Genomic DNA, 26,382 nt, shown 5'->3' on the forward strand with positions numbered 1-26,382 from the left:
GCGGAGGCAGCCCCTCACTCCTGCCCTCTCCCCGCGAAGAGCGGGGCGAGGGAGCGCACCACCTCCGACGTAAGACTCCACTTCGCCTCAAAACGTCTTAAAATCACCTTAGGGAAGGGATCACCGACATCGCATGACCTCGCCGACCGACGATCGATCGCCGAATCTGCCGCGCGGCTGGCTGCGCGCGGCAATCGTGTCGACGATCGCGCTCGCCTTCGTCGGCGCTGCGGCGGGTTTCGTCGGGTTTCTGTCGCAATTGCGCGGCGCCGAGATCGCACCAGGTCAGAAGGCGGACGGCATCGTGGTCCTCACCGGCGGCTCCTCGCGGGTGTCGGATGCGATGGAGCTGCTGGCTGCCGGCTACGGCAAGCGGCTCCTGATCTCCGGGGTGCATCCGACCTCGACGGCGAGCGACATCTCGCGGACGCTGCCGGAGAACCAGTCCTTCATGCATTGCTGCGTCGATCTCGACCGGACCGCGGTCTCGACCCGCGGCAACGCGGCGGAAGCACGGCGCTGGGCCGAGGGGCGCGGCTTCAAGTCGCTGATCGTGGTGACCTCGAACTACCACATGCCGCGCGCGCTGGTGGAGTTCTCGCATGCGATGCCGGGGACCACGCTGATCCCGTTCGCGGTGGTCGGCGAGAAATGGCGCGAGGAGCCGTGGTGGACCTCGGCGTCGACGTTGCGGCTCCTGCTGTCGGAATATGTCAAGTACATCGCGGCCGAGCTCCGGGTACGGCTGGAGAATTTCGGGATTGACCTTTCACCCGAAGTGTCGGAGCAGCCTCCCGGGCCGGCGCCGAAACGGCCCGCCACCGCCCAGGCCAATTGATCGGATGTCGATGTTTCTGATTTTCCTGCGCTCGCTCCTGTTCAACGTGCTGTTCTACGCCGTGCTGGTGTGCCTTGCGATCGTGGCGCTGCCGACCTTCGCCCTGCCGCCGCGCGCGATGCTGACGGTCGCGCAGTGGTGGGCCAAGGCCACGCTGGTCCTGATGCGCGTGATCTGCAACATCAGGGTCGAATTCCGCGGCGTCGAAAAGATTCCGGCAGGACCGCTGGTGATCGTGGCCAAGCACCAGTCGTTCTGGGAGACGTTCGTGCTGCCGGGGTTCTTCGACCGCCCGATCTTCATCCTCAAGCGCCAGCTGATGCAGATTCCGGTGTTCGGTCAGTTCCTGATCAAGACCGGGATGATCGCCATCGACCGCAATGCCGGCGTGAAGGCGCTGCTGGACATGACGCGGCGCGCGCGCGAGGCGGTGCGTGGCGGCAGCCAGCTCGTGATCTTTCCGGAAGGCACGCGCCGTGCGCCGGGTGCGCCGCCGGATTACAAGACCGGGTTTGCGCAAATCTATTCGTCCTGCGGCGTGCAGTGCCTGCCGATCGCACTCAATTCCGGCCTGTTCTGGCCGCGCCGCACCTTCATGCGCTATCCCGGCACGCTGGTGGTGGAATTTCTCGATCCGCTGCCGCCGGGTCTGCCGAAGGAGGAGTTTCTGTCCCGGGTGCAGAGGGCGATCGAAGACGCGACCGGGCGCATCGTCGAAGCGGGCCGCAAGGAGCAGGAGCAATTGATCGGCTCCTCGCCGAGCTACGAGTCGTCGGAGAGCTAGCGGTTCTCGCGATCTTCTGTGGGAGCCGGCGTGCGCAGGGAATGCGCATCACCATGCAGCATGGTCGCGAGCTGATGTAGCTGCGTGTCGCGAAAGCCTTCGGCTTCGATCGCCTTCACCGTGGCGGTGACGTAGTCGCGGTTGGCGCCGGACTGGCCGTGACCCTGAAGCACGTGGCGGTGCTGCTCGGCGAGCGACAGGCGGCCGGCATATTGCACGTGACCGCGGTCGACGACATAGGCGAGCGCGGGGACGCGCTGGCGCGCATCGTCCTCCAGCCACACCGAACGTATCACCTCGCGATAGACCGACGTGACCTGCTCGCGCGCCCGCAAATATGCCACCACGTCAGCACGGTTCCTCTCGGCGACGCGGAAGGCGATGCCGCGGCAGGCGCCACCGCGATCGAGCCCGAGCACCAGGCCTGGCTTCTCCGGCGTGCCGCGATGCACGAAGGAATAGACGCAAAGCGCGCGATGCTCGCCGACCAGCCGCGCCGGGACACGTTCCTCGAATTCGAAGCCCGGCCGCCACATCAGCGAACCGTAGCCGAACACCCAGAGGTCGCCTTGGGCTGTGGTGACGGAGGGGAGGGTGATTTCCGACATTTCGGGCACGGCTACCAGAACCGAGGTCCCAAGCGAAGCGAATTCTCCGCCTTTCGGGGCGGGCGAACCTCGCTTACATTTGACAAAATCCGGGGTCAAAGGGTCGCCGCATGTCCAATATGACCGTTGCCGCAGGCCGTCGCTCCCGTTGGGGCCTTTTCATCGCACCCGTTCTCCTGCTGATCCTCGCCGCCGCGTGGACCTGCTTCTGGTTCTATGCCGCCTCGCAGGCCGAGATCGCCGCGGACGCCTGGCGCGCGCAGGAGGCCAAGTCCGGCCGCATCTATGATTGCGCCAAGCGCTCGATCACGGGCTTTCCGTTCCGCTTCGAGGTCCAGTGTTCCGGCGCCAGCGTCGCCCTGGTCTCGCAGAACGCGAGCAAGACGCCGTTCACGGCGAAGCTCGACAACATCCTGGTCGTTGCCCAGGTCTACGACCCCAAGCTCGTCATCGCCGAATTCTCCGCGCCCGCGACGCTGACCGACGGCGTCACGCAAAACTCCTTCGTGGTGAACTGGAGCAAGGGCCGCAGCAGCGTCGTCGGCCTGCCGGCCGTGCCGGAGCGCGCCTCCATCGTGTTCGACGATCCCACCATCAACCGGCTCGATGGCAGCGTGCAGGTGCCGCTCGCGCGCGCCAGGCAGGTCGAGCTGCATGCCCGCCTCGCGGATGGATCGCCGTCCGATCATCCGGTGATCGAGACTGTGCTTCATGTCGCGCAGGGCAGTATCCAGGGCGTTCATCCGCTGCTCGCCGAGCCGTTCGAGGCCGACACGCGCGCCAAGGTGACCGGCCTTTCCGACCTCACGCCAAAGCCGTGGCCGCAGCGCTTCCGCGAGATCCAGGCCGCCGGCGGCCATATCGAGATCGTGCAGTCGCGGATCCAGCAGGGCGAGATGATCGCGGTGGCGGCCGGCACGCTCGGCCTGTCGGCCAATGGCCGGCTCGACGGCGAATTGCAGATGACGGTCACCGGCCTCGAGCGCGTGATCCCGGCGCTCGGCATCGAGAAGATGCTGGAGGAGGGCGTGCCGCAGGCAACGCTTGACCGCGTTGCGCCCGGTGTGAAGTCGCAGGACCTCAACAATCTGTTCGGCGCGCTCGATCGCGCCGTTCCCGGTCTCGGCAAGGTCATCAAGCAGAACGCCAATGCCGGCGTTGCCGCCGGCATCAATTCGATCGGCACCGAGAGCACGCTCGAGGGCAAGAAGGCGAGAAGCTTCCCGCTGAAATTCGTCGACGGCGCCGTGCTGCTCGGCCCCGTCAAGGTCGGCCAGATCCCGCCTTTGTTTTGATCGCCGCAGCCACAGGACGACGCGCGCATCCAGCAAAAAGCCCCGGCAGGTGCCGGGGCTTTTGACGTTCGAGTGACAGGGCTCAGCCTGCCGCTTTCGCCTCGCGGCGCCGCGCGGTGAGAATGTATTCGGTGTAGCCGTTCGGCTGCTCGCGGCCCTTGAAGATCAGGTCGCTGGCGGCCTTGAAGGCTGTGCCGTCGAAGGCGGGCGCCATCGGCTTGTAGATGGGATCGCCGGCGTTCTGCTTGTCGACGACGACAGCCATGCGCTTGAGCGACTCCATCACCTGCGCTTCCGTGATCACGCCCTGGTGCAGCCAGTTGGCGAGATGCTGGCTGGAGATGCGCAAGGTGGCGCGGTCTTCCATCAGGCCGACATCGTGGATGTCGGGCACCTTGGAGCAGCCGACGCCCTGGTCGATCCAGCGCACGACATAGCCGAGGATGCCCTGGCAGTTGTTGTCGATCTCCTGCTTGACGTCGTCGGGCGCCCAGTTCGACTTCGACACCGGAATGGTGAGGATGTCTGCGAGCTTCGCGCGTGGGCCGCCCTTGGTCAGTTCTTCCTGGCGCGCGATGACGTTGACCTGGTGGTAGTGCAGCGCGTGCAGCGTCGCCGCGGTCGGCGAGGGCACCCAGGCGGTGGTGGCGCCGGCCTGCGGATGGGCGAGCTTCTGGGCCAGCATGTCCGCCATCTTGTCGGGCGCGGCCCACATGCCCTTGCCGATCTGGGCGTGGCCGGGCAGGCCATCGATCAGGCCCATGTCGACGTTCCAGTCCTCATAGGCCTTGATCCAGGCCTGCGCCTTCATCTCGTTCTTGCGGATCATGGGACCCGCTTCCATCGAGGTGTGGATCTCATCGCCGGTGCGGTCGAGGAAGCCGGTGTTGATGAACATGATGCGCTTGGAGGCGCGCTGGATGCAGGCCTTGAGGTTGACGGTGGTGCGCCGCTCCTCGTCCATGATGCCGACCTTGAGCGTGTTCTCCGGCAGGCCCAGCATCTTCTCGACGCGGTCGAAGATCTCGCAGGTCAGCGACACCTCGTCCGGGCCATGCATCTTCGGCTTGACGATATAGGCAGAGCCGGTGCGGCTGTTCTTGACCTTCGAATTGCCCTTGAGGTCGTGAATGGCGAGCAGGCCCGAGACGGCGGCATCGAGCAGGCCCTCCGGAATTTCCTCGCCCTTGTCGTCCAGCACCGCGTCGGTGAACATGTGGTGACCGCAATTGCGCATCAAGAGCAGGCTGCGGCCGTGCAGCTTGAGCTCGCCCTTGCCGTCCGGCGTCTTGTAGCTGCGGTCGGCATTGAGCGAGCGCGTCAGCGTCTTGCCGCCCTTCTCGAAATCGGCGGATAGCGTGCCGTTCATCAGGCCAAGCGTGTTGCGGTAGACCAGCACCTTGTCGTCGGCATCGACCGCGGCAACCGAATCCTCCATGTCTAGGATGGTCGAGACCGCGGCCTCCATGATCATGTCGGCGACGCCGGCCGGATCGTCCTTGCCGATCGCGCTGTTGCGGTCGATCTTCACCTCGACATGCAGGCCGTTGTTGACGAGCAGCACGGCGGACGGCGCGGCGGCATCGCCCTGGAAGCCGGCGAACTGCGCCGCGTTCTTCAGCGCGGTGGCGTTGCCGCTCTTCAGCTTCACCGCAAGCTGGCCTGCGACGACGCTGTAGGCGGTGACGTCGGTATGGCTGCCGGTCGCGAGCGGCGCGGTGGCATCGAGGAACGCCTTGGCCTTGGCGATCACCTTGTCGCCGCGCGCCTTGTTGTAGCCCTTGCCGCTCTCGGACGGATCGTGCGGAATTGCGTCGGTGCCGTAGAAGGCGTCGTAGAGCGAGCCCCAGCGCGCATTCGCCGCGTTCAGCGCGTAGCGCGCATTGGTGAGAGGCACGACGAGCTGCGGGCCGCAGATCTTGCCGATCTCCTCGTCCACATTGGCGGTCTCGACCTTCTGCGTCGCCGGCTCCGGGACGAGATAGCCGATCTCCTTCAGGAAGGCGGTGTAGGCGTCGAGGTCGAACGCCTTGCCCTTATTGGCGCGGTGCCAATCGTCGATCTTGGCCTGCAGCGTGTCGCGCACCGCCAGCAGCGTGCGGTTCTTCGGCCCCAGATCCTTGATGATGGCGGCAAGCCCGGCCCAGAATGCATCCGGCGCGATGCCCGTTTTCGGGGCCGCTTCCTTGGCGATGAAGTCAAACAGGACGGGAGCGATCTTCAATCCGTGGGCGTCGACGCGTTTCATGCTGGGCTTTCTTGTTGGAAATGGCTGTTTTTGGCTGCTTTTGACCCGACAGCAGCAAAATGCGCTCCAAGGGAGCGGCTTTCGGAGGCCTATTAGCCCCAAAATCGGGGCGGTGAGAAGACCCCAGGGGTTTGTCAAAATGTCAAGACGAGGTGTAGAGGCCCACGCCCGGTGTCATTCCCCGCGAAAGCGGGGAATCCAGTACGCCGCGGCTTCTCCGTATCCCAACGCTGTCTCTGGAATACTGGGTCGCCCGGTCGAGCCGGGCGACGACAGTGGAGAGTAGGGCAGCCTCAAATATTCGCAGCGAGATCCACGACCTCGTCGAACAGCACGCCGGTCGTCTTCAGCATCTGCTCGATCTCGTCGGCCGCCTCGGCGACCGTCCGCGTCGAGGTGTCGATCACGAGCTCGGCGGCCTCGGGCTTCTCGTAGTCGTCGCCGATGCCGGTGAACGAGGTCAGTGCGCCGGAGCGGGCCTTCTTGTAGTGGCCCTTGGGGTCGCGTTCCTCGCACACTTCAGCCGGCGTCGCGACATGGATCTCGCGGAACGCGGTGTCGGCGATGCGGCGCGCGGTGGCACGGTCCTCGCGGGCCGGCGAGACCGCCGCAACGATCGCGATGTGGCCGTTGCGGGCGAGATGCGTTGCGACCTCGGCGAGGCGGCGGATGTTCTCGCTGCGATCAGTGGCGGAGAAGCCGAGATCGCTGTTGAGTCCGGCGCGCAGCGTGTCGCCGTCGAGCAGGATCGGCGAGCCGCCATTGGTGAACAGCCGCCGCTCCAGCGCCTTGGCCAGCGTCGACTTGCCGGAGGCGGGAAGGCCGGTGAGCCAGACCACGGCGCCGTTGTGATGGTAGCGTGCCGAGCGCTCGTCAGGTCGCAGCGCCGATTCCACCGGCACGATGTCGACCGGCACGGCGCGCTGGCCGGCATCGACCGACAGCACCAGGCCGCCCCCGGCGATGCGCCCGGACACTTCGATCACGAGGCGTCCGGTGCGCGGATTCTCGGTATAGGGGTCGACGGCAATCGGGTTCGACAGCGAGATGTCGATCTCGCCGACATGGTTGCGGCCGATCGCCTTGTTCTCGGTGCTCGACAGCTCGCCGGGATCGACCGCCTTCTCGATGGCGACGACGGTGGCGCGGCTTTCCTTCGGCCCGCAGCGCACCAGCAGCTGGTCGCCCTTGGCGAGCGGCTTGTCGTGCAGCCAGAAGATCCGCGCGCGCAGCCGCCGCGTCTCGCGCGGGGCGCTGCCGGCATGCGCGATGATGTCGCCGCGCTCGATGAACAGCTCGCGGTCGAGCGTGATGCCGACCGAACGGCCCGCGCCCTGCCGTCCCGCGACCGGCGTCGCCGGCCAGCTTTCGACGGTCCTGATTTTCGCGATCTTGCCGGCCGGCATGATCACGATCTCGTCGCCGGCAATCAGGCTGCCGGATTCGATGCGGCCCGCCACGATGCGGCGGTCGTCGAACTTGTAGATCGCCTGCACCGGCAGCCGCAGCGCCAGCGCTTCGAGCGGCCGCGCCGGCTCGAGCTGGTCGAGCGCCTCGACCACGGTCGGTCCCTTGTACCAGGAGATGCGGTCGGTGCGCGCGGCGACGCCGTCGCCGTCACGCGCGGAGATCGGGATCACGGCCGTCGGCGTCACGCCGAGGCCGCTCAGATGCGCCGAGATTTCGTCGCTGATGTCCTTGAAACGTTCGGCGGAGAAATCGACGCGGTCCATCTTGTTGACGACGATCGCGACCTGCTTCACGCCGAGCAGATGCAGGAGATAGCCGTGCCGCCTTGTCTGGTCGCGTACGCCTTCGAGCGCGTCGATGATCAGCACCGCACCGTCGGCCTGCGAGGCGCCGGTGATCATGTTGCGCAGGAATTCGGCGTGGCCGGGCGCGTCGATCAGCACGATGTCGCGCGAATTGGTGCGGAAGCGGATCTGCGTGGTGTCGATGGTGATGCCCTGGTCGCGCTCGGTCTGGAGCGCGTCGAGCAGGAACGACCATTCGAACGGCATGCCGCGCCGCGCGCTGACTGCTTTCAGCATTTCGAGCTTGCCCTCGGGCAGGCTGCCGGTTTCGTGCAGGAGGCGGCCGACCAGCGTCGACTTGCCGTGATCGACATGGCCGACGATGACGATGCGCACTTGCGGTCGCGTCGTGCCATTTGGCATCGACGTGGTGCCGTTCGGAGTGGCCGGCGAAGCCGTGGTGACGATCATGTTCATGCGACGCTCGCGTCCTTGGAAATCAGAGATAGCCGGCGACGCGCAGGCGCTCGAAAGCGTCTTCGGTCTCGTGGTCGAGGGCGCGTCCGGCACGCTCCGGCACCTTGGTCTGTTCGAGCTCGATCAGGATCTCGTCGATGCTCGATGCTGTCGATGCGACCGGATTGGTGATGTCCTGATCGCCCAGCGAGCGATAGCGCTTGCCGTTTTGCGACAGATAGAGCGGGATGATCGGGATGTTCTCGCGTTTGGTGTAGGCCCAGATGTCGGCCTCGGTCCAATGCAGGATCGGATGGATGCGCAGATGCGCGCCTTGCGGCGGCGACGCATTGAAATGATCCCAGAACTCCGGCGGCTGGTCGCGCACGTCCCAATTGCCTTCTAACCCGCGCGGCGAGAACACGCGCTCCTTGGCGCGCGTCGCCTCCTCGTCGCGGCGGATGCCGGCGATCAGGCCGTCAAAGCCATATTTGGCGAGTGCCCACTTCAGACCTTCGGTCTTGCGTGCGGCGGAACGCGCAGCCGGCGGCAGCGTCGGGTCGACGGCATCGATCGGCGGGCAGGGCTCGACGCGCAGATCGAGATCCCACTCTTTGCCGTAGTGATCGCGGAAGCGGTACATCTCCGGAAACTTCTTGCCGGTGTCGACATGAAGGGCCGGGAACGGCATGCGTCCGAAGAACGCTTTCCGCGCCAGCCAGATCATGACGTTGGAGTCCTTGCCGAGCGACCACAGCAGGGCGATCTTCTTCAGCCGGGCGAAGGCCTCGCGGAAGATGTAGATGCTCTGCGCCTCGAGCTGGTCGAGATGGTCCATCGACGGGGCAAGCTCGGCAGAAAATTCTTGCGCGCGCACGCGCTCGGCCAGCGCCGGATTGCTCAGCCGATCAGCAGCGGAATCGTCCTTGAGAAGATGCATCTCTGCCACTTTGCGTTTGGAGGCGAAAATTCTATAGTTGCAGTGCGCAAGAGAAGAAAAAATTTTCTCTTTGCGCGCTCGAAACGAGACATATATAGAAAATAATTCCAGTCAACCCCGTTTGTGGGGAAGCGAGTATCGCATGCGGTTCTTGCCGGTGTTTCTCGATCTCAAGGCCGGTCCGGTGGTCCTCATCGGCGCGGGAGAGCTTTTGCGCGCCAAGCTGCGCGTGCTCACTGCCGCCGGCGCGCGCCTCCGCGTGCATGCGATCGACGGCGATCAGGATCTGAGCCTCAGCTCCGAGGACGCTGCGCGCGTTGAAATCGCATCCGACGATCCCCTGACGGCCGATCTCTCAGGCGTCATCGCCATCGTCTGCGCCGGCGCGGTCGATGTCGGCGTGGCGATGTCGGTGCGCGCCAAGGCGCTCGGCCTTCCCGTCAACGTCATGGACGATCTCGAGCATTCCAGCTTCATCTTCCCGGCGATCGTCGATCGCGGCGATGTCGTGGTCGCGGTCGGCACCGGCGGCACCTCGCCGGTGGTGGCGCGGCGCGTGCGCGAGAAGATCGAGGCACTGCTGCCGGCGCGCATCGGCGAGCTCGCCGAGTTCATTGGCGGCTTCCGCAAATCCATCAATGAGCGCATCGCCGAGTTTCCGCTGCGCCGCCGCTTCTGGGAGCGCGTCATCGACGGCCCGATCGGCGCCGCCGTGCTCGCCGGCCGTAAGGGCGAGGCGGATGCATCGCTCAAGGCTATTGCCGATCCCTCCGCGTTCGCGCGTGCCGACAAGCCGGAGGGCTCGGTCGCGCTGGTCGGCGCCGGGCCCGGCGATCCCGATCTCCTCACCATCAAGGCGCTGCGCGCGTTGCAGGATGCAGACATCGTCTTCCATGACGAGCTGGTCTCGCCCGAGATTCTCGACCGCATCCGCCGCGACACCACGCGCGTTGCGGTCGGCCGCCGCGTCGGCAAGCCCGGCATCGGCCAGGACGCCATCAACAAGCGCATGATCGAAGCCGCGCAAGCTGGCCAGCGCGTGGTGCGGCTGAAGGGCGGCGATCCCTTCGTGTTCGGCCGCGGCGGTGAAGAAGTCGAAGCGTTGCGTGCAGCCGGCGTTGCCTATTCGATCATTCCCGGCATCACCGCGGGACTCGGCGGTGCCGCCGATTTCGAGGTGCCGCTCACCTATCGTCACGAAGCGACCCGCATCACCTTCCTCACCGCGCACAAGGCGCGCGATGCGGAAGTCGTGGACTGGTCGACGCTGACCGACGCCAGGATGACCGTCGTGGTCTACATGGGCATGACCGCCGCGCCCGCCATACGCGCCGGCCTGTTCGCGGCCGGCCGCTCGCCGGAGACGCCGGTCGGCGTGTTCGCGCGCGTCACGCGTCCCGATGCGCAAGGCGCGATCGGTACGCTGCGCAACTTGCCCGAGCTGGTGCGGCGGACCCAAGGCGGTCCCGCCATCCTCATCATCGGCGAGGTGGTCCGGCATGCCGGCTCGCTTCGTCGCCAAACCCCAAAGCAAATCATCTCTGACCTCCTGGAAGCAGCCGAATGACCTCTCCGCTTGAACAGAAGAAGATCAAAATCGCCGGCCCCTCGGTGGTGACCGCCAACCGCACCTGGGACGGCATCGTGGTTTACCGCACCGCCGCCAAGGGATGGTCCGCCGACCTCTCGGAAGCCGCGATCGTGCGAAACTCCGACGAGGCGAAAGCGTTGCTTGCGGAGTCCGTGGCCGATGACGTCGGCGCGATCGGTCCCTATATCGCGCCGGTACAGATCGGCGCGGACGGCAAGATCGTTCCCGGCAATCTGCGCGAACAAATCCGCCGCACCGGCGTCACCATCGGACAGCCGGCCCAGGTTTAAGGCACGCACTTATGTACGCTTACGACGAAATTGATCGCACGCTCGTCAACGAGCGCGTCTCGGAGTTCCGCGACCAGGTGAAGCGCCGTCTCTCCGGCGAGCTCACCGAGGACGAGTTCAAGATCCTGCGGCTCCAGAACGGCGTCTATCTGCAGCTGCATGCCTACATGTTCCGCGTCGCGATTCCCTACGGCACGCTGGCGACGAACCAGCTGCGGGCGCTGGCCCATGTCGCGCGCAAATACGACCGCGGCTACGGCCATTTCACCACGCGGCAGAACATCCAGTTCAACTGGATCAAGCTCGCCGAGCTGCCGGACGCGCTGGCCGATCTCGCCGATGTCGGCATCCACGCGATGCAGACCTCCGGCAACAACATGCGCAACGTCACCTCGGACCAGTGGGCCGGGGTTGCGCCGGGCGAGATCGAGGATCCCCGCATCTGGTCGGAACTGATCCGCCAGCACACCACGCTGCATCCGGAATTCTCGTTCCTGCCGCGCAAGTTCAAGATCGCGATCACCGCGTCGGACCATGACCGCGCCGCGATCAAGATCCACGACATCGGCCTGAAGCTGATCAGGAACGAGAAGGGCGAGACCGGATTCGAGGTGCTTGTCGGCGGCGGTCTCGGCCGCACGCCGTTCATCGGCAAGACCATCAAGCACTTCGTCCATGGCCGCGACATCCTCAGCTACATCGAGGCGATTCTCCGCGTCTACAACCAGTACGGTCGCCGCGACAACATCTACAAGGCGCGCATCAAGATCCTGGTGCACGAGCTCGGCATCGAGAAGTTCTCGCGCGAGGTCGAGGAGGAGTGGCAGCACATCCGCAACTCCTCGCTCCAGATCGACGACGAGGTGATCGAGGACATCCGCTCGCGCTTCACCTATCCGGCCTACGAGAAACTACCGCACATGCCGGACGAGCTGCGGCAGGCCGCGGCCGATCCCGATTTCGAGGCGTGGCGCAAGAACTCGGTGGCCCCGCACAAGGTGCAGGGCTACTCCATCGTCACGATCTCGCTGAAGCCGATCGGCGGGCCTCCGGGCGACGCCACCGCCGAGCAGATGGACGCGCTGGCCGATCTCGCCGACAGATATTCGTTCGGCGAGATTCGCGTTGGCCATGAGCAGAACCTGGCGCTGCCGCACGTCGCCAAGCGCGACCTGCCGGCGCTGTGGAAGGCGCTCGACAAGCTCGGGCTCGCGACGCCGAACGTCAACCTGATCACCGACATCATCGCTTGCCCCGGGCTCGACTATTGCTCGCTGGCGAATGCGCGCTCGATCCCGATCGCGCAGGAGCTGACGCGCCGCTTCGCCAACCACGAGCTCGCCAATCTGATCGGCCGCCTCCACATCAACATCTCCGGCTGCATCAACGCCTGCGGCCATCACCATGTCGGCCATATCGGCATTCTCGGCGTCGAGAAGAACGGCGAGGAGGTCTACCAGATCACCATTGGCGGCCGTGCCGACGAGAACGCCGCGCTCGGGACCCTGATCGGACCCGGTGTCAAGTTCGACGAGGTCGCCGATGTCATCGAAGACGTCGTGGAAGCTTATCTCGCGCTGCGCGAGCGGCCTGAGGAGCTGTTCATGGACACGGTGAAGCGCCTCGGCGTCGAACCCTTCAAGGAGCGCGTCTATGCCACTCGTTAACGGCGGAAAGATCGTCGACGACGGCTTCGTCAAGCTGGCCGTCGATACGCCGCTGCCCGAGGGCGGCGACATCCTGGTGCCGGCCGAACGTTTCCTCGGTGAAGCGGAAGGCTTGCTCAAGCGTGCCGGCAAGGTCGGTGTGATCTGGCCGAACAATCGCGACATCGGCGAACTCGTGCCGTATCTCGGCAAGCTCGCGACGGTCGCGCTGGTGTTCCCGACCTTCCGCGACGGCCGTGCCTATAGCCAGGCGCGCCTGCTGCGCGAGCGCCACAATTATCGCGGCGAGTTGCGTGCCACCGGCCAGGTGCTGCGCGACCAGTTCGTGTTCATGCTGCGCGCCGGCTTCGATGCCTTCGAGGTCAAGAAGCAGGCCGACGCGGAAGCCTTCATGCAGACCGCGAAGCGCTATTCGGTGTTCTACCAGCCGACCGGCGACGGCCGGATCACGGCGCTGCACCGGCGCATGCAGCTGCGCCATTCGGAAGGTGTCGGCACGTGAACGCGGTCGCGCCTCGGATTTCGCCCGTCTCTGCGCTGCCCTCGGCGAGCGAGCTCGACCGCGCGCTGCGCGATGCCTCGCCCGCGGAGGTCATCGCCGCGGCGCTGAAGACGGTCGGCCGCGAGAAGCTCGCGCTGGTGTCGTCCTTCGGCACGGAATCGGCGACGCTCCTGAAAGTCATGGCGGACGTCGATCCGGCGATCCCGGTGGTCTTCCTCGACACCGGCTGGCTGTTCGAGGAGACGCTCGCCTACCGCGACACGCTGATCGCCACACTGGGTCTCAAGGACGTCCGTTCGATCAAGCCGGCGGAGGAGACGCTGTCGCGCGACGATCCCGATCGCGACCTCTGGTTCTCCGATCCCGACGCCTGCTGCCGCATCCGCAAGGTGGAACCGCTGTCGCGCGCGCTCAAGCCGTTCTCGGCCTGGCTCAATGGCCGCAAGCGTTTCCAGGGCAACGCGCGCGCCGATATTCCGGTCGTCGAGGACGACGGCGCGCGGTTGAAGTTCAATCCCTTCGCCAACGTCACGCGCGAGGAACTCGAGGCGATGTTCGTCCGCGCCAAATTGCCGCGTCATCCTCTCGTTGCCTCCGGTTTCCGGTCGGTTGGGTGTATGCCTTGCACGAGCAGAACGGCCGAAGATGAGGATTCCCGCGCCGGTCGCTGGCGCGGCCGGGCCAAAACAGAATGCGGCATTCACACGATGAAGATTTCGTAGCACAGTCAGGCTGCGACACCGCGAACAAGGAAATCCGGTTCCGTTGACTTAGGAGCGTTTCGACCCGAGTTATGCCTGCACGCCTTCGCTGACACCGACGTCATCGAAGTGAATGGAGATGGACATGATGCGCCGTATCGTTCCGCTCGCTGCAGGACTTCTCGTGACGAGTTTCTGGGCAGGCTCGGCTCTCGCCGCTGACATCAATCTGCTGAACGTGTCGTACGATCCGACGCGTGAGCTCTATGCCGAGTTCAACAAGGCGTTCGCGAACGCCTATCAGAAGGAAACCGGCAAGAGCGTCGAGATCAAGCAGTCGCATGGCGGCAGCGGTTCGCAGGCACGTGCCGTGATCGACGGCTTGCAGGCCGATGTGGTGACGCTCGCGCTCGCCTACGACATCGACGCCATCGCGAACAAGGGCCTCACCACGGCCGACTGGCAGAAGCGGCTGCCGCAGAATTCATCGCCCTACACCTCGACCATCGTGTTCCTGGTGCGCAAGGGCAATCCCAAGGCCATCAAGGACTGGGACGACCTGATCAAGCCGGGCGTCGCCGTGATCACGCCGAACCCGAAGACGTCGGGCGGCGCGCGCTGGAATTACCTGGCGGCCTGGGGCTTTGCCCAGAAGAAATATGGCTCGGCCGACAAGGCCAAAGACTTCATCGGCAAGCTCTATCAGCAGGTGCCGGTGCTCGACACCGGTGCGCGCGGCGCCACCGTGACCTTCGTCGAGCGTGGCGTCGGCGACGTGCTGCTGGCCTGGGAGAACGAGGCGTTCCTGGCTCTGAAGGAGTTCGGCGCGAACAAGTTCGAGATCGTGGCGCCGCCGCAATCGATCCTCGCCGAGCCGCCGGTCGCCATCGTCGACAAGGTTGCCGATAAAAAGGGCACTCGCAACGCCGCCGATGCCTATCTGCAATATTGGTATACCAAGGAAGGTCAGGAAATCGCCGCGCGCAATTTCTACCGTCCACGCGACGCCGAAATCGCCAAGAAGTACGAAAACGCCTTCGCCAAGGTCGAGCTGTTCACGATTGACGACGTTTTCGGCGGCTGGATCAAGGCGCAGAAGGAACATTTTGCCGACGGCGGCGTCTTTGATCAGATCTACAAGAACTGATCGGGCGCTGTCGTAGGAGGCTTTAGCAGGGGGCCTGGTGAGCGCACTCGCAGCACGACGTCGGACATTGCCGGGCTTCGGTCTCACGATGGGACTGACGCTGTCCTGGCTGTCCGTCATCATTCTGATTCCACTTGCGGGCCTGTTCCTGAAATCGTTCGAGCTCAGCCCCGAACAGTTCTGGGCCATCCTCGCCAGCCGCCGCACGCTGAACGCGCTTCGCGTCTCGTTCGGCCTCGCCTTTGCGGCGGCCTGCGTCAATCTGGTGATGGGCAGCATCATCGTCTGGGCGCTGGTGCGCTACCGCTTTCCCGGCCGGCGGCTGTTCGATGCCATCGTCGACGTGCCGTTTGCGCTGCCCACCGCAGTCGCCGGCGTTGCGCTGACCGCGCTGTTCGCCGAGAAGGGCTGGCTCGGCGCGCCGCTTGCGGCGCTCGGCATCAAGGTGGCGTTCACGCCGGTCGGCATCTTCGTCGCCATGATCTTCATCGGCATTCCCTTCGTGGTGCGCACCGTGCAGCCGGTGCTCCAGGATCTCGATCCCGAAATCGAGGAGGCCGCGGGCAGTCTCGGCGCCAGCCGCTGGCAGACCATCATCCGCGTGATCCTGCCTTCACTCGCGCCGGCGCTGCTCACCGGCCTGGCGCTCGCCTTCGCCCGCGCGGTCGGTGAATACGGCTCGGTGATCTTCATCGCCGGCAACTTGCCGAACGTCTCCGAGATCGCGCCGCTCCTGATCGTGATCCGCCTGTCGGAATTCCGCTACGCCGACGCGACCGCCATCGCGGTGGTGATGCTCGTCGTCTCCTTCCTCATCATCTTTGCCGTCAACCGGCTCCAGCGCTGGGCGCAGAGCCGGATTCCGGCGCGTTGAGGGGCGGACCATGACGCTGCAGATCGCAGACTCGGTTTCGCTTTCGGCCTCCGGCGCAAGGGCGCACGCGGCTGCGGCGCGGGACAGCCTCCGCACCGAGCCGCGCGCGGTGCGCATTACGATCATCGCGCTGGCGATAACCTTTCTCTCTGTCTTCGTCGTGCTGCCGCTAGTCGTGGTGTTCGCCCAAGCCTTCTCGAAAGGCATATTGGCCTATCTCGCCGCGCTCGCCGAGCCGGAGGCGCTGGCCGCGATCAGGCTGACGCTGCTGGTGGCGGCGATCTCGGTCGGGCTCAATCTCGTCTTTGGTCTCGTCGCCGCCTGGGCCATCGCCAAATTCGACTTCAAGGGCAAGACCTTCCTGATCACGCTGATCGACCTGCCGTTCTCGGTCAGCCCGGTGATCTCGGGCCTCGTCTTCGTGCTGCTGTTCGGCGCGCAGGGCTATTTCGGCAGCTGGCTTAGGGATCACGACGTCCAGATCCTGTTCGCGGTGCCCGGCATCGCGCTTGCGACCACCTTCGTGACCTTTCCCTTCGTGGCGCGCGCCCTGATCCCGCTGATGCAGGAGCAGGGCACGCAGGAGGAGGAGGCCGCGATCTCGCTCGGCGCCTCGGGTCTCCAGACCTTCTTCCGCGTCACGCTGCCCAACATCAAATGGGGCGTTCTCTACGGCGTCCTGCTGTGCAATGCCCGCGCGATGGGCGAGTTCGGCGCGGTCTCGGTCGTCTCCGGCCACATCCGCGGCGAGACCAACACCATGCCGCTGCTGGTCGAGATTCTCTACAACGAATACCAGTTCGTCGCCGCCTTCGCGATCGCCTCGCTGCTCGCTATGCTGGCGCTGATCACGCTGATTGCCAAGACCGTTCTCGAACGTCACCTCGACGAAGGACAAGACGTCAATGACCATTGAAGTCAGGAATCTCATCAAGAAATTCGGCAGTTTTGCAGCCCTCGACGGCGTCGACCTCAAGGTCGACAATGGCGAGCTGCTGGCGCTGCTCGGCCCGTCCGGCTCCGGCAAGACCACGCTGCTGCGCATCATCGCCGGGCTCGACTGGCCCGATTCCGGCGACGTCTCCTTCAACGGCGAGGATGCGCTGGCGCAGGGTGCGCGCGAGCGGCATGTCGGCTTCGTGTTCCAGCACTACGCGCTGTTCCGCCACATGACGGTGTTCGAGAACGTCGCCTTTGGCCTGCGCGTGCAGCCGCGCGCCGTCCGCAAGGACGAGGCGACGATCCGTGCGCGGGTGAAAGAGCTGCTCGACCTTGTCCAGCTCGACTGGCTCGCCGACCGCTATCCGAGCCAGCTCTCCGGCGGCCAGCGCCAGCGCATCGCGCTCGCCCGCGCGCTCGCGATCGAGCCGCGCATCCTCTTGCTCGACGAGCCCTTTGGCGCGCTCGATGCCAAGGTGCGGAAAGAGCTGCGCAGATGGCTGCGCTCGCTGCACCACGAGATCAACGTCACCTCGATCTTCGTCACCCACGACCAGGAGGAAGCGCTGGAAGTCGCCAACCGCGTCGTGGTGATGGACAAGGGCAGGATCGAGCAGATCGGCTCGCCCGATGACGTCTATGAAAGCCCCGCGAGTGCGTTCGTCCACGGCTTCATCGGCGAATCCATCGAGCTGCCGGTCCAGGTCGACGGCGGCGTGGTCAGGCTCGGCGACCGGCAGCTTCCGCTCGCCGCGGACGGGCTTGTGCCCGGCGCGTCAAAACTGTTCGTGCGGCGACATGACATGCTGGTCGGCCCGCCCGGCAGCGGTGCCTTCGAGGGCGCGGTCCAGCATGTCCGCAATTTCGGTCCCGTGCAGCGCGCGGAGGTCGCTTTGTCCGGCGGCGAGACCATCGAGATCGACGCCCCCCGCGACCGGGAACTGCGCGCCGGCGACACCATCGGCCTGGAGCCCCGCCGCTACCGGATATTTGCGGGGTAAGGCACCGTCATTCCGGGGCGATGCGGAGCATCGAACCCGGAACCCCGAGATTCTCAGGTGCGCAATTGCGCACCCGAGTTCAGTGCTGCGCACTGCCCCCCGGAATGACAGCTCAGATTTTCCTCAAAGTTCACCTTTCAGCCACGGTTGGTATGCAACAACGGCCCCTCATTTGGGGGCCTGATTCATGCGCGCCGCGGCCGCAATACTCATCACTTTGCTGCTCGCCGGCTGTGCGGGCAATGAGGCACCGGTCCAGCAGCCGTCGATGTATGCCGACATGGCGGTGCCGGGCGCCAAGCTCGACGCCCAGGCAGCCGCGGTGATGATCTCGCAATATCGCCAGAACAACGCCCTCGGCACCGTCGTCATCGACCCCGATCTGATGCGGCTCGCCGAATCCCAATCCCAGGCCATGGCGGCGGCCAACAAGATGGATCATGACGTTCGCGCGCCCCTGGCCAAGCGCCTGGCAACCGGCGGCTATCCCGCCACCGTGGCGGTCGAGAACGTCTCGGCCGGCTATCATACGCTGGCAGAAGCGTTTTCCGGCTGGCGCGACTCGCCTCCGCACCGTGCCAACATGCTCAAGGGCGGTGTCACAAAACTGGGCATCGCAGCGGGCTATGCTCCCGGCACCAAGTACAAGGTGTTCTGGACCATGATCCTGGCTTCGACGGAGCCCCGATAAGCCAGACTTGATCCCGGGATGCATTGACGCCGCGGCGGACTGTCGCCACGGTGGCTCGCCTTTTGCTATTGCTCCCTTTTGCTATTGTTCCCTCATGACAGATCATCGCCCGGAATCCGCCAGCGTCCCCGCGAATGCGCAGCGCGTCCTGGTTCTCCAGGGCGGCGGCGCGCTCGGCTCCTATCAGGCCGGCGCCTATCAGGCGCTGTGCGGCTACGGCTTCGAGCCGGAGTGGGTCGCCGGCATCTCGATCGGCGCGGTCAATGCCGCCATCATCGCCGGCAACGAGGGCCACACCCGCGTCAAGCGGCTCAAGGAGTTCTGGGAGATGGTCTCGGCGCCGGTGCCGTGGAAGCCGATCGGCAAGAGCGACCACAGCCGCGAGCTGTTCAACTCCACCAGTGCCGCGCTGATCGCAACCTTCGGCGTGCCCGGCTTCTTCGTCCCGCGTGTCCCGCCCGCGCCGCTATGGCCGCCGGGCCATCCCGAAGCCGAGAGCTATTACGACACCGCGCCGCTGAAGAAGACGCTGGAGCGGCTGGTCGATTTCGACCGCATCAACGATGTGAAGACGCGGCTGTCGGTCGGCGCGGTCGGCGTCACCTCGGGCAACTTCAAGTATTTCGACAATTACGAGTTCAAGAAGCTCGGCAAGAGGATCGGCCCCGAGCACATCATGGCCTCCGGCGCGCTGCCGCCGGGCTTTCCGTCCGTCATGATCGATGGCGAGCATTATTGGGACGGCGGCATCGCCTCCAACACGCCGCTCGACTACGTGCTCGATGCCGAGCTCGCGCGCGACATGCTGATCTTCCAGGTCGACCTGTTTTCCGCGCGCGGCGATCTGCCGAATTCGCTGCTGGAGGCCGCCGAGCGCGAGAAGGACATCCGCTATTCCAGCCGTACGCGGATGAACACGGACAAGAACAAGCAAATCCACAACGCCCGCCGGGCCGTGCGCGATCTCATCAGCAAATTGCCGGACTACCTCAAGAACGATCCGTCCGTCGAATTCCTCTCCAAGGCGGCGTGCGAAAGCACCGTCACCGTGGTGCACTTGATCTATCGCAGCAAGAACTACGAATCCTCGTCCAAGGACTACGACTTCTCGCATGTCGCCATGGTCGAGCATTGGGAAGCCGGCGTGCGCGACGTGCATCTGTCGATGCGCCACAAGGACTGGCTCGAGCAGCCGCAGTCCGGCGAGACCATGGTGGCCTACGATCTCACGGGGGACGTCACTGCGCCCCCGGCAAAAAGGAGCGAATAGCATGGGTAGTCTGTCAGGCAAGAATGCCGTCGTGACCGGTTCGACCAGCGGCATCGGGCTCGCTTACGCGCGCGGCTTCGCGGGGGCCGGCGCCAACGTCGTCATCAACGGCTTCGGCTCGCCCGAGGACATCGAGAAGGAGCGCTCGAAGATCGAGTCCGATTTCGGCGTGAAGGCGATCTACTCGCCCGCCGACATGACCAAGCCCGCCGAGATCGCCGGGATGATCGCGCTCGGCGAGAAGACCTTCGGCTCGGTCGACATCCTCGTCAACAATGCCGGCATCCAGTTCGTCTCCCCGATCGAGGAATTCCCGATCGAGAAGTGGGACCAGATCATCGCGATCAACCTGTCCTCGGCCTTCCATGCCATCCGCGCGGCAGTGCCGGGCATGAAGAAGAAGGGTTGGGGCCGCATCATCAACACGGCGTCGGCGCACTCGCTGGTGGCGTCGCCCTTCAAATCGGCCTACGTCTCGGCCAAGCACGGCATCAACGGCCTCACCAAGACCGTGGCGCTGGAAGTTGCGACCCACAAGATCACCTGCAACTGCATCAGCCCAGGCTACGTCTGGACGCCGCTGGTGGAGAAGCAGATCCCCGACACGATGAAGGCGCGCAATCTGACCCGCGAGCAGGTCATCAACGACGTGCTGCTCGACGCACAGCCGACCAAGGAGTTCGTCACCTCCGAGCAGGTCGCAGCCCTCGCGCTGTTCCTGTGCAGCGACGATGCCGCGCAGATCACCGGCACCAATCTCTCCATCGACGGCGGCTGGACCGCGGAGTAGGGGCTCGATGCCGTAGGGTGGGCAAAGGCGCGTCAGCGCCGTGCCCACAATCCTTTTCGATTGAAGAAAGCGGTGGGCACGCTTTCGCTTTGCCCACCCTACGAAAGGCGCGTCGCTTCTCGCTCAATGCCCCCGGGCCAGCGCCGTCACGAACGCCGACGACAGGTTCAATTCGGCGAACATGATCTTGCCGGCGACCACGAACAGGACGCAGGCGAGCGTCAGGCGCAGCACCGTCTCGGGCACGCGCGTCGCGCTGAAGCTGCCGACGATGATGCCGGGCAGCGAGCCCACCAGCAGCACGCCCATCAGGGCCCAGTCCACGTCGCCAAGCGCCCAGTGTCCGATGCCGGCGACCAGCGTCAGCGGCACGGCGTGGGCGATGTCGGAGCCGACGATGGTCGCCATCGGCAGGCGCGGATAGAGCAGCAGCAGCACGGTCACGCCGACCGCGCCGGCGCCGACCGACGAGATCGAGACCAGCACGCCGAGCACGGCGCCCGTGATGATGGTCGCAATCGCCGTGGTGCGATCGTCGATGCCCTCCAGCGTCTTGCGGTAGCGCTCCATGATCGTCTTGCGGAAGATCAGCGAGGTCGCGGTCAAGAGCAGCGCGAAGCACAGCACCAGATTGACCAGGCTGCGTTCGGAGTCGCTCTTGAGGTCGAGCTTCCACAGCACCAGCAGCGTCAGCGCGCTCGCCGGGATGCTGCCGCAGGCGAGCCGCAGCACCGCCGGCCAGTGCACGCTGCGCGACCAGCCATGCACCACGCTGCCGCCGGTCTTGGTGGCGGCGGCATAGAGCAGGTCGGTTCCGACCGCCGTGGAGGGATGTACGCCGAACAGCAGGATCAGGAGCGGCGTCATCAAGGAGCCGCCGCCCACGCCGGTCATCCCGACAAGCAGGCCGACGCCAAATCCAGAGGCGACGTAGAGGGGATCGAACATGTCCGGGGAATCTTAGGTTGATCTCATCGGTTGGGCAATACGAGGTAGAATAAACTTTCCCTGGCGTGCAACTGTTTGGATGGAATAAGAAAAATCATGCTGCGGACAGGAGAACGGTAGTCATTCCGTCCAAGCGGCCACTCTCGCGCGAAATGGACGTTTCGCCCCGTCCGCGCAGACGAAGGGCGAGGCTCATTCGCGGAGGAATTTTGCGAAGACTGCTCTGACCTCGCTCTCAGAAGCAACTTCGCCACGATCAATGGAAGCCATGGCGGCATCGATGGCCATCAACTCGTCCGCGGTGGCATGGTACTCGCCAACGTTCGGCTCCTCTTGAGAAGTGAATGTCTGGTCAGACTTCGCCATGGTCTGAAGCATATCGGACCGCCGCGTCTCGTTCTATTCGCGTCTAGCGGCTAACGTCCGAACGCCAGCACGTGCAGCCCCAGACGCTGCCGCACGATCCAGAACAGCAGCACCGTCTCGAAGGTGAGCGAGATCGAGGTCGCGGCCGCGGCGCCGTGGCCGCCATAGCGGGGGCCCAGCGCAATGCAGAGCACGACGTTCATCACGAAGGCCAGCGCATAGGCCAGCGCGCAGATCTTCTGCTGGCCGAGCATGTTGAGCAGCCGCTCGACCGGACCGATCGCGGCGCGGACCACGAGTCCGATCGCGGCGACGAACATGATGTCGTAGCCGACCGTGAATTGCGGCCCGAACAGCCAGAGCAGCGGCTTGCCGAGCGCGAGCAGCACGATGGTCGCCGCCAGCGACGGCCAGAACGTCCAGTTGATGGCGTGCGCCACGTAAGCCGACAGGCGCGCCTTGTCGCCGCTGGCGTTGTATTCGGCGAAGCGATGCGCTGTCGTCGCCGACATCGCGTAGTGGATGAACGAGACCAGCGCCAGCGTCTTCACCACCGCGAAATAGACGCCGACCTCGTCGGACGGGCGGAACTGCTGCAGCACCAGGACGTCGGTGTAGGACAGCAGCAGGTAGAAGCTCTCCACCAGCAGGATCGGCAGCGACACCGCGAGCCAGCCACTGATGTCATAGGCCTTGGGGCCCGGCTCGATGTGATCGGCGAGCTTGCGGTTCAGCACCACCATCTGCCCGGTCATCGCGATCCAGACCGCGGCGGCGCTCGCGACCATCGCGGCGACCGCGCCGAGATGGTAGCCGAGCAGGAAGGCGCAGGCGGTGATGCCGATGATCAGCGCCTGGCGGATGATGAATTGCGGCATCAGGCCGAGCTGCATCCAGTCGTGCGAGCGGGCGATGCCGTCCTGGGTGTTGGCGACGACGAAGGCCGGCAGCGTCATGCAGCCGATATAGAGCGGCAGCACCTCGGCCGGATCGATCCAGGGCGACAGCAGTCTCACGATGCCGGCAAGGGCGAGCGACACCAGCGTGGACACGGCAAAGGTCAGCCAGCGGCTGCCGGAGAGGAAGCCGCGCAGCAGCGCATGCTCGCCGCCGGTGCGATACTCCGGAATGATCTTTTGCGCGGAAGCCGAGATGCCGAAGTCCATCATGCTGCCGAGCAGCAGCACCCAGGTCCAGACATAGACGTAGACGCCGTAGTCGGACGTTCCCATCCAGCGCGCGAGCAGGACCTGCGAGACATAGGCGAGCCCCGCGCTGATCACGCGGATGACGAAGATGGTGCCGGCCAGCCGCCGCGTCAGCGATGCCTCGCTCGAGCCGCCGGTCAGCTTGCCGCGCAGCCGCGCGATCAGCCCGGCCGCTCCGGTCGTTGCGGGTTCAGCGTCCATCACGGCCAAGTCGAAAAGCCCCCAGGCGTTCCGCATGCTGCGGCAGGCTCCGGCCTAGCAACCATTCGTTAAGATTCGGTTGGGTGGGTATGCTGTCGCCCACCCTCGGTGTCGTCCCGGCGAACGCCGGGACCCATAACCATAGGGGGAAGTCGTGGCGCTACGCCGGCAACTCCGAGTCTTCGCCAAACCACACCCTGTGGTTATAGGTCCCGGATCGGCGCGCGCTTGAGGCGCGCTTGTCCGGGACGACAGCTGAGTGTGGACGCCGACGGTGCAACTCACTCGTCCTGACTTTCGCCGGGACGACGAACTATTCCAGATTCGTATTGAACTCGTACGCCTTCTCCGGCCCGACCAGCGTGAATTTCAGCGCTGCGCCGTCGGGCTTGGCGCCCGGCGGCAGCCCGTCGAGCTCGAAAGAGAAGCGCTTCACACCCGGCGGGCTGTGCTGGACCGGTGCCGGGATCGGCAGCGCCCAATCCGGCGTCGGGCCTTCCACGAACAGATTGACGCTGCGCGCGTCGGCCGGCGCGACCACGTCGACCACCACGTTCTTCGGTCCGTCGCGCCTGACGTCGCGGATGGTCAGCGGATTGGGATCCCCGATATTGGCTGGCTTCGGCACGGTGTCGAGCGCCGCGCGCAGATTGGCGTCCTCGGTCGAGGCGACGCTGTTGAAGCCAAGCTCGGCATGGGCCTCGACGGGAATGCAGAGCTTCTCGCACACGGCATAGTTGATCTCGGCGCGCAGCGTCACCGGCTTGTCGGCGGCCTTGGCGACGATCCGCAAGGGCAGCACGATCTGGTCGCGATAGCCGATCGAATGGCCGCCCGCGCCGTCGTCGAACTTCAGCGGCGCCGGCCACATGATCGTCACCGCTTCGACATTGTCCGACTTCGAGAAATCGAACCGCGGCGGAACGCCGGAGTCCCCGGGGGTCCGCCAGTAGGTTTTCCAGCCCGGCTGGAGCTGGAAGGCGATACCGCCGAGCAGGACAGCACCGCTGCGTGACCCCGCGAGCAGCCGCACTGCGGAATGTCCGTCGCGCTGCCATGGCGAAGCGTCATCGGCGCGGGCTGCAAGGGCCAACGACGACGCAAACAGGGTTGTTGCGACGCCGATCGCCGCACGCAGGGGAACTATGCTGGACATGGCACGTCTTTACAGGGGCTGCCGGTGGCAAACTATTGAATTGCTTGTGATGGATGCACCTGAATCGGATCTCTGCAAGCCTTGATTTGACAGCGGCCGGGCCCGACATCAGGATAGGAATTGAAACCGGAGTGCTTCACCATGGCTCCTGCAGGCAAGAGGACGGGCGACAGCACTCGGAGCGCGGGCCCGGCGCTACCCAATTCGGCCGGCTATCTCGACGGTCGGCTCCTGATTGCGATGCCGGTGATGGGCGACCCCCGCTTCGAGCGCTCCGTGATCTATCTCTGTGCCCATTCCGCCGAAGGCGCGATGGGCATTATCGTCAATCATCCGGCTGGCAGCATCGACTTTCCGGAGCTCCTGATGCAGCTCGGCATCGTCAGGAAGGGCGAGCACATCAAGCTGCCGGAGAATGCCGAAAGCATGAAGGTGCTGCGCGGCGGTCCGGTCGATACCGGCCGTGGTTTCGTGCTGCATTCCAGCGATTTCTACATCGAGAACGCGACGCTTCGGATCGACGACGGCGTCTGCCTCACCGCGACCGTCGACATCCTGCGCGCGATTGCCAACGGCTCCGGACCCAAGCATGCCATCCTCGCGCTCGGCTATGCCGGCTGGGCGCCGGGCCAGCTCGAGACCGAGATCCAGAGCAATGGCTGGCTGCATTGCGATGCGGACACGGATCTGATCTTCGGCGACGACGTCGAGGACAAATACGGACGGGCGCTCCGCAAGATCGGAATCGATCCCGGCATGCTGTCGAACGAGGCGGGGCACGCGTAGCGCGATGTAGCTACACCCTCGGTGTCGTCCTCGCCTAGTGCGCAATTGCGCACGTGGCGCGGGGACCCATAACCCCAGGGAGCGGTTGTCTTGTTAGGCGGCAACTCCGAGTCTTCGTAACCACAACTCCCTGTGGTTATCGCGACGAGCGCAAGCGCTCGCGCGGGGGTCCCGGATCTGCGCTTCGCTCGTCCGGAACGACGGCGGTGTGCGCGTCTACTCTGCCGCCTGCTGCTGCACCGTCGGCTCGGTGCCCGCCACCGTCGCGCGGCGCATGTCGCGGGGCTGGGACTGGTCGTAGCGGCGGACGCGGTGCATGGTCTGGCGGTTGTCCCACATCACGAGGTCATGCAGCTTCCATTTGTGGACGTAGACGAACTCGGCCTGCGTCGCATGCTCGTTCAGATCGCGCAGCAGCAGCCGACCCTCCGGCACGCTCATGCCGACGATCTTGCCGGCATGCGACGAGAGATAGAGCGACTTGCGGCGATGGACGGGATGGGTGCGCACCAGACGCTGCAGCACCGGCTTGAACATCTCCTTTTCCTCGTCGGTGTATTCGGTGAAGCCGAGCGAGCCGCGCGAGTACATCAGCGAGTGCTCACAGACGAGATCCTCGATCTCAACCTTGGTTTCCTCGTCGAGCGCGTCATGGGCGGCGCGCATGTCGGCGAATTCGGTGTTGCCGCCCTTCGGGTTGACCACGCGCGCGGACAGCAGCGAGAATTTTGCCGGTATGGGGCGGAACGAGCTGTCGGAATGCCACAGGCAATTGCCGAGGTTGAACAGGTTGGCGCGGCTGTCCCTGGCGAGCGGCTTGCCGTCCTTGCCGAGGTTGGAGACGTCGTTCAGGCCCGAGGTGAGGCGGTATTCATCGGCCTTGGTGATGTTGCCGCCGCGCGCATCCTCCCGCTGGCCAAAATTGACCGCAAAGGCCATCTGCTGTTCGTCGGTGATGTCCTGCTCGTGGAACACCAGCACCGCATATCTGTCCATGGCTGCCTCGACCTCGCGCGCCTGCTCGTTGGTGAGCGGCTGGCGCAGATCGAGGCCGGAGACCTCGCCGACAAAATGCTTCTGAAGCTGCCGGATGGCGATCGTCATGACGTTCTCTCCCGCATGTGCGAGCGGTTGGTCCCGCTCTGTTGGAGAAAAAGCTACTCCCGCACTCGGAGTTGTCAACGCTCGCCGCGCATGGCAGCCCGTAGATGGGGTAACGGGCTCCGCTGAGGCCTTCCAACCAGCCGCGCTAGCTACGGCACTATTTGATAGCGCGCGTCGCGCGGCTTGATTGGAAGGCAAGCGGTCGTCCCTCACATGATGGTGTAGCG

25 protein-coding genes are annotated in these 26,382 nt (G+C 65.2%); 16 read left to right on the top strand and 9 right to left on the bottom strand.

Annotation, left to right across the window (positions count from 1 at the left end; translation table 11 throughout):
- Positions 1-133 precede the first annotated feature (133 nt).
- Positions 134-838 carry a YdcF family protein gene (locus GPL20_RS21105; RefSeq protein WP_157331413.1) on the top strand — a complete coding sequence of 235 codons (705 nt, stop codon included), beginning with the start codon at positions 134-136 and terminating at the stop codon, positions 836-838.
- A gap of 10 nt (positions 839-848) precedes the next feature.
- Positions 849-1,622: a lysophospholipid acyltransferase family protein gene (locus GPL20_RS21110; RefSeq protein ID WP_157331414.1), complete on the top strand. Its 774-nt coding sequence runs from the start codon at positions 849-851 to the stop codon at positions 1,620-1,622.
- Here GPL20_RS21110 and GPL20_RS21115 read toward each other — a convergent pair.
- Positions 1,619-2,230, bottom strand: a complete 612-nt coding sequence (locus tag GPL20_RS21115) for a gamma-glutamylcyclotransferase (protein ID WP_157331415.1) — start codon at positions 2,228-2,230, stop codon at positions 1,619-1,621. The genes GPL20_RS21110 and GPL20_RS21115 overlap by 4 nt on opposite strands.
- Positions 2,231-2,340: 110 nt before the next feature.
- Between GPL20_RS21115 and GPL20_RS21120 the strand changes: the two genes are divergently transcribed.
- Positions 2,341-3,525 (top strand): DUF2125 domain-containing protein, encoded by a 1,185-nt coding sequence (locus GPL20_RS21120; protein ID WP_157331416.1) that lies wholly within the window; start codon positions 2,341-2,343, stop codon positions 3,523-3,525.
- An 82-nt stretch (positions 3,526-3,607) separates the two neighbouring features.
- Here the strand turns inward: GPL20_RS21120 and GPL20_RS21125 are convergent, their stop codons facing one another.
- The 3 genes from GPL20_RS21125 to cysD form a co-directional block, all read right to left on the bottom strand.
- Entirely contained in the window at positions 3,608-5,773 is a 2,166-nt protein-coding gene (locus GPL20_RS21125; RefSeq protein WP_157331417.1) for a malate synthase G, read from the bottom strand.
- 293 nt (positions 5,774-6,066) lie between these two features.
- Positions 6,067-8,004, bottom strand: a complete 1,938-nt coding sequence (gene cysC / locus GPL20_RS21130) for an adenylyl-sulfate kinase (RefSeq protein WP_157331418.1) — start codon at positions 8,002-8,004, stop codon at positions 6,067-6,069.
- Positions 8,005-8,026: 22 nt separating this feature from the next.
- Entirely contained in the window at positions 8,027-8,821 is a 795-nt protein-coding gene (cysD, locus tag GPL20_RS21135) for a sulfate adenylyltransferase subunit CysD (RefSeq protein WP_157331452.1), read from the bottom strand.
- Between the two features lie 244 nt (positions 8,822-9,065).
- Here cysD and cysG point away from each other — a divergent pair, with 244 nt between their 5' ends.
- From cysG to GPL20_RS21195, 12 genes are all read left to right on the top strand, one after another.
- The gene (gene cysG, locus GPL20_RS21140) at positions 9,066-10,490 is read left to right on the top strand and encodes a siroheme synthase CysG (RefSeq protein ID WP_157331419.1); all 1,425 of its coding nucleotides are present in this window, start codon (positions 9,066-9,068) and stop codon (positions 10,488-10,490) included.
- On the top strand, positions 10,487-10,804 hold the full coding sequence (locus GPL20_RS21145) for a DUF2849 domain-containing protein (protein ID WP_008546782.1): 318 nt from the start codon (positions 10,487-10,489) through the stop codon (positions 10,802-10,804). The genes cysG and GPL20_RS21145 overlap by 4 nt, the downstream gene beginning before the upstream one ends.
- 11 nt (positions 10,805-10,815) lie before the next feature.
- Positions 10,816-12,471 (top strand): nitrite/sulfite reductase, encoded by a 1,656-nt coding sequence (locus GPL20_RS21150; protein WP_157331420.1) that lies wholly within the window; start codon positions 10,816-10,818, stop codon positions 12,469-12,471.
- Positions 12,458-12,973, top strand: coding sequence for a DUF934 domain-containing protein (locus tag GPL20_RS21155; RefSeq protein WP_157331421.1), 516 nt, complete (start codon positions 12,458-12,460; stop codon positions 12,971-12,973). The genes GPL20_RS21150 and GPL20_RS21155 overlap by 14 nt, the downstream gene beginning before the upstream one ends.
- Positions 12,970-13,695, top strand: a complete 726-nt coding sequence (locus GPL20_RS21160) for a phosphoadenylyl-sulfate reductase (protein WP_254125549.1) — start codon at positions 12,970-12,972, stop codon at positions 13,693-13,695. The genes GPL20_RS21155 and GPL20_RS21160 overlap by 4 nt, the downstream gene beginning before the upstream one ends.
- 112 nt (positions 13,696-13,807) lie before the next feature.
- Entirely contained in the window at positions 13,808-14,821 is a 1,014-nt protein-coding gene (locus GPL20_RS21165; protein WP_157331422.1) for a sulfate ABC transporter substrate-binding protein, read from the top strand.
- Between the two features lie 37 nt (positions 14,822-14,858).
- Entirely contained in the window at positions 14,859-15,695 is an 837-nt protein-coding gene (cysT, locus tag GPL20_RS21170; RefSeq protein ID WP_309143224.1) for a sulfate ABC transporter permease subunit CysT, read from the top strand.
- 10 nt (positions 15,696-15,705) lie between these two features.
- Positions 15,706-16,611 carry a sulfate ABC transporter permease subunit CysW gene (gene cysW, locus GPL20_RS21175; RefSeq protein WP_157331423.1) on the top strand — a complete coding sequence of 302 codons (906 nt, stop codon included), beginning with the start codon at positions 15,706-15,708 and terminating at the stop codon, positions 16,609-16,611.
- The gene (locus GPL20_RS21180; protein ID WP_157331424.1) at positions 16,601-17,635 is read left to right on the top strand and encodes a sulfate/molybdate ABC transporter ATP-binding protein; all 1,035 of its coding nucleotides are present in this window, start codon (positions 16,601-16,603) and stop codon (positions 17,633-17,635) included. Before cysW ends, GPL20_RS21180 begins: the two co-directional genes overlap by 11 nt.
- A gap of 187 nt (positions 17,636-17,822) precedes the next feature.
- Positions 17,823-18,326: a CAP domain-containing protein gene (locus GPL20_RS21185; protein ID WP_157331425.1), complete on the top strand. Its 504-nt coding sequence runs from the start codon at positions 17,823-17,825 to the stop codon at positions 18,324-18,326.
- A 94-nt stretch (positions 18,327-18,420) separates the two neighbouring features.
- Complete coding sequence (locus GPL20_RS21190; RefSeq protein ID WP_157331426.1) at positions 18,421-19,596, top strand: DUF3734 domain-containing protein; 1,176 nt, start codon at positions 18,421-18,423, stop codon at positions 19,594-19,596.
- 1 nt (position 19,597) lies between these two features.
- Entirely contained in the window at positions 19,598-20,386 is a 789-nt protein-coding gene (locus GPL20_RS21195) for a 3-hydroxybutyrate dehydrogenase (RefSeq protein ID WP_157331427.1), read from the top strand.
- A 123-nt stretch (positions 20,387-20,509) separates the two neighbouring features.
- On the opposite strand, the gene GPL20_RS21200 is transcribed toward GPL20_RS21195, so the two are convergent.
- The 4 genes from GPL20_RS21200 to GPL20_RS21215 form a co-directional block, all read right to left on the bottom strand.
- Positions 20,510-21,334, bottom strand: a complete 825-nt coding sequence (locus GPL20_RS21200) for a sulfite exporter TauE/SafE family protein (RefSeq protein WP_157331428.1) — start codon at positions 21,332-21,334, stop codon at positions 20,510-20,512.
- Between the two features lie 192 nt (positions 21,335-21,526).
- A complete protein-coding gene (locus GPL20_RS21205; protein WP_157331429.1) occupies positions 21,527-21,712 on the bottom strand; it encodes a hypothetical protein in 186 nt (61 codons plus the stop codon).
- 38 nt (positions 21,713-21,750) lie between these two features.
- Positions 21,751-23,118 carry a lipopolysaccharide biosynthesis protein gene (locus GPL20_RS21210; protein WP_430641769.1) on the bottom strand — a complete coding sequence of 456 codons (1,368 nt, stop codon included), beginning with the start codon at positions 23,116-23,118 and terminating at the stop codon, positions 21,751-21,753.
- Between the two features lie 304 nt (positions 23,119-23,422).
- Positions 23,423-24,265 (bottom strand): protein-disulfide reductase DsbD domain-containing protein, encoded by an 843-nt coding sequence (locus GPL20_RS21215; protein ID WP_157331431.1) that lies wholly within the window; start codon positions 24,263-24,265, stop codon positions 23,423-23,425.
- 141 nt (positions 24,266-24,406) lie between these two features.
- Between GPL20_RS21215 and GPL20_RS21220 the strand changes: the two genes are divergently transcribed.
- Entirely contained in the window at positions 24,407-25,051 is a 645-nt protein-coding gene (locus tag GPL20_RS21220) for a YqgE/AlgH family protein (protein ID WP_157331432.1), read from the top strand.
- Positions 25,052-25,267: 216 nt separating this feature from the next.
- Here the strand turns inward: GPL20_RS21220 and GPL20_RS21225 are convergent, their stop codons facing one another.
- Positions 25,268-26,155, bottom strand: coding sequence for a TauD/TfdA dioxygenase family protein (locus GPL20_RS21225; protein ID WP_157331433.1), 888 nt, complete (start codon positions 26,153-26,155; stop codon positions 25,268-25,270).
- Positions 26,156-26,382: the final 227 nt, after the last annotated feature.

The sequence above is a fragment of the Bradyrhizobium cajani genome (genome assembly GCF_009759665.1).
Taxonomy (GTDB): Bacteria; Pseudomonadota; Alphaproteobacteria; order Rhizobiales; family Xanthobacteraceae; genus Bradyrhizobium; species Bradyrhizobium cajani.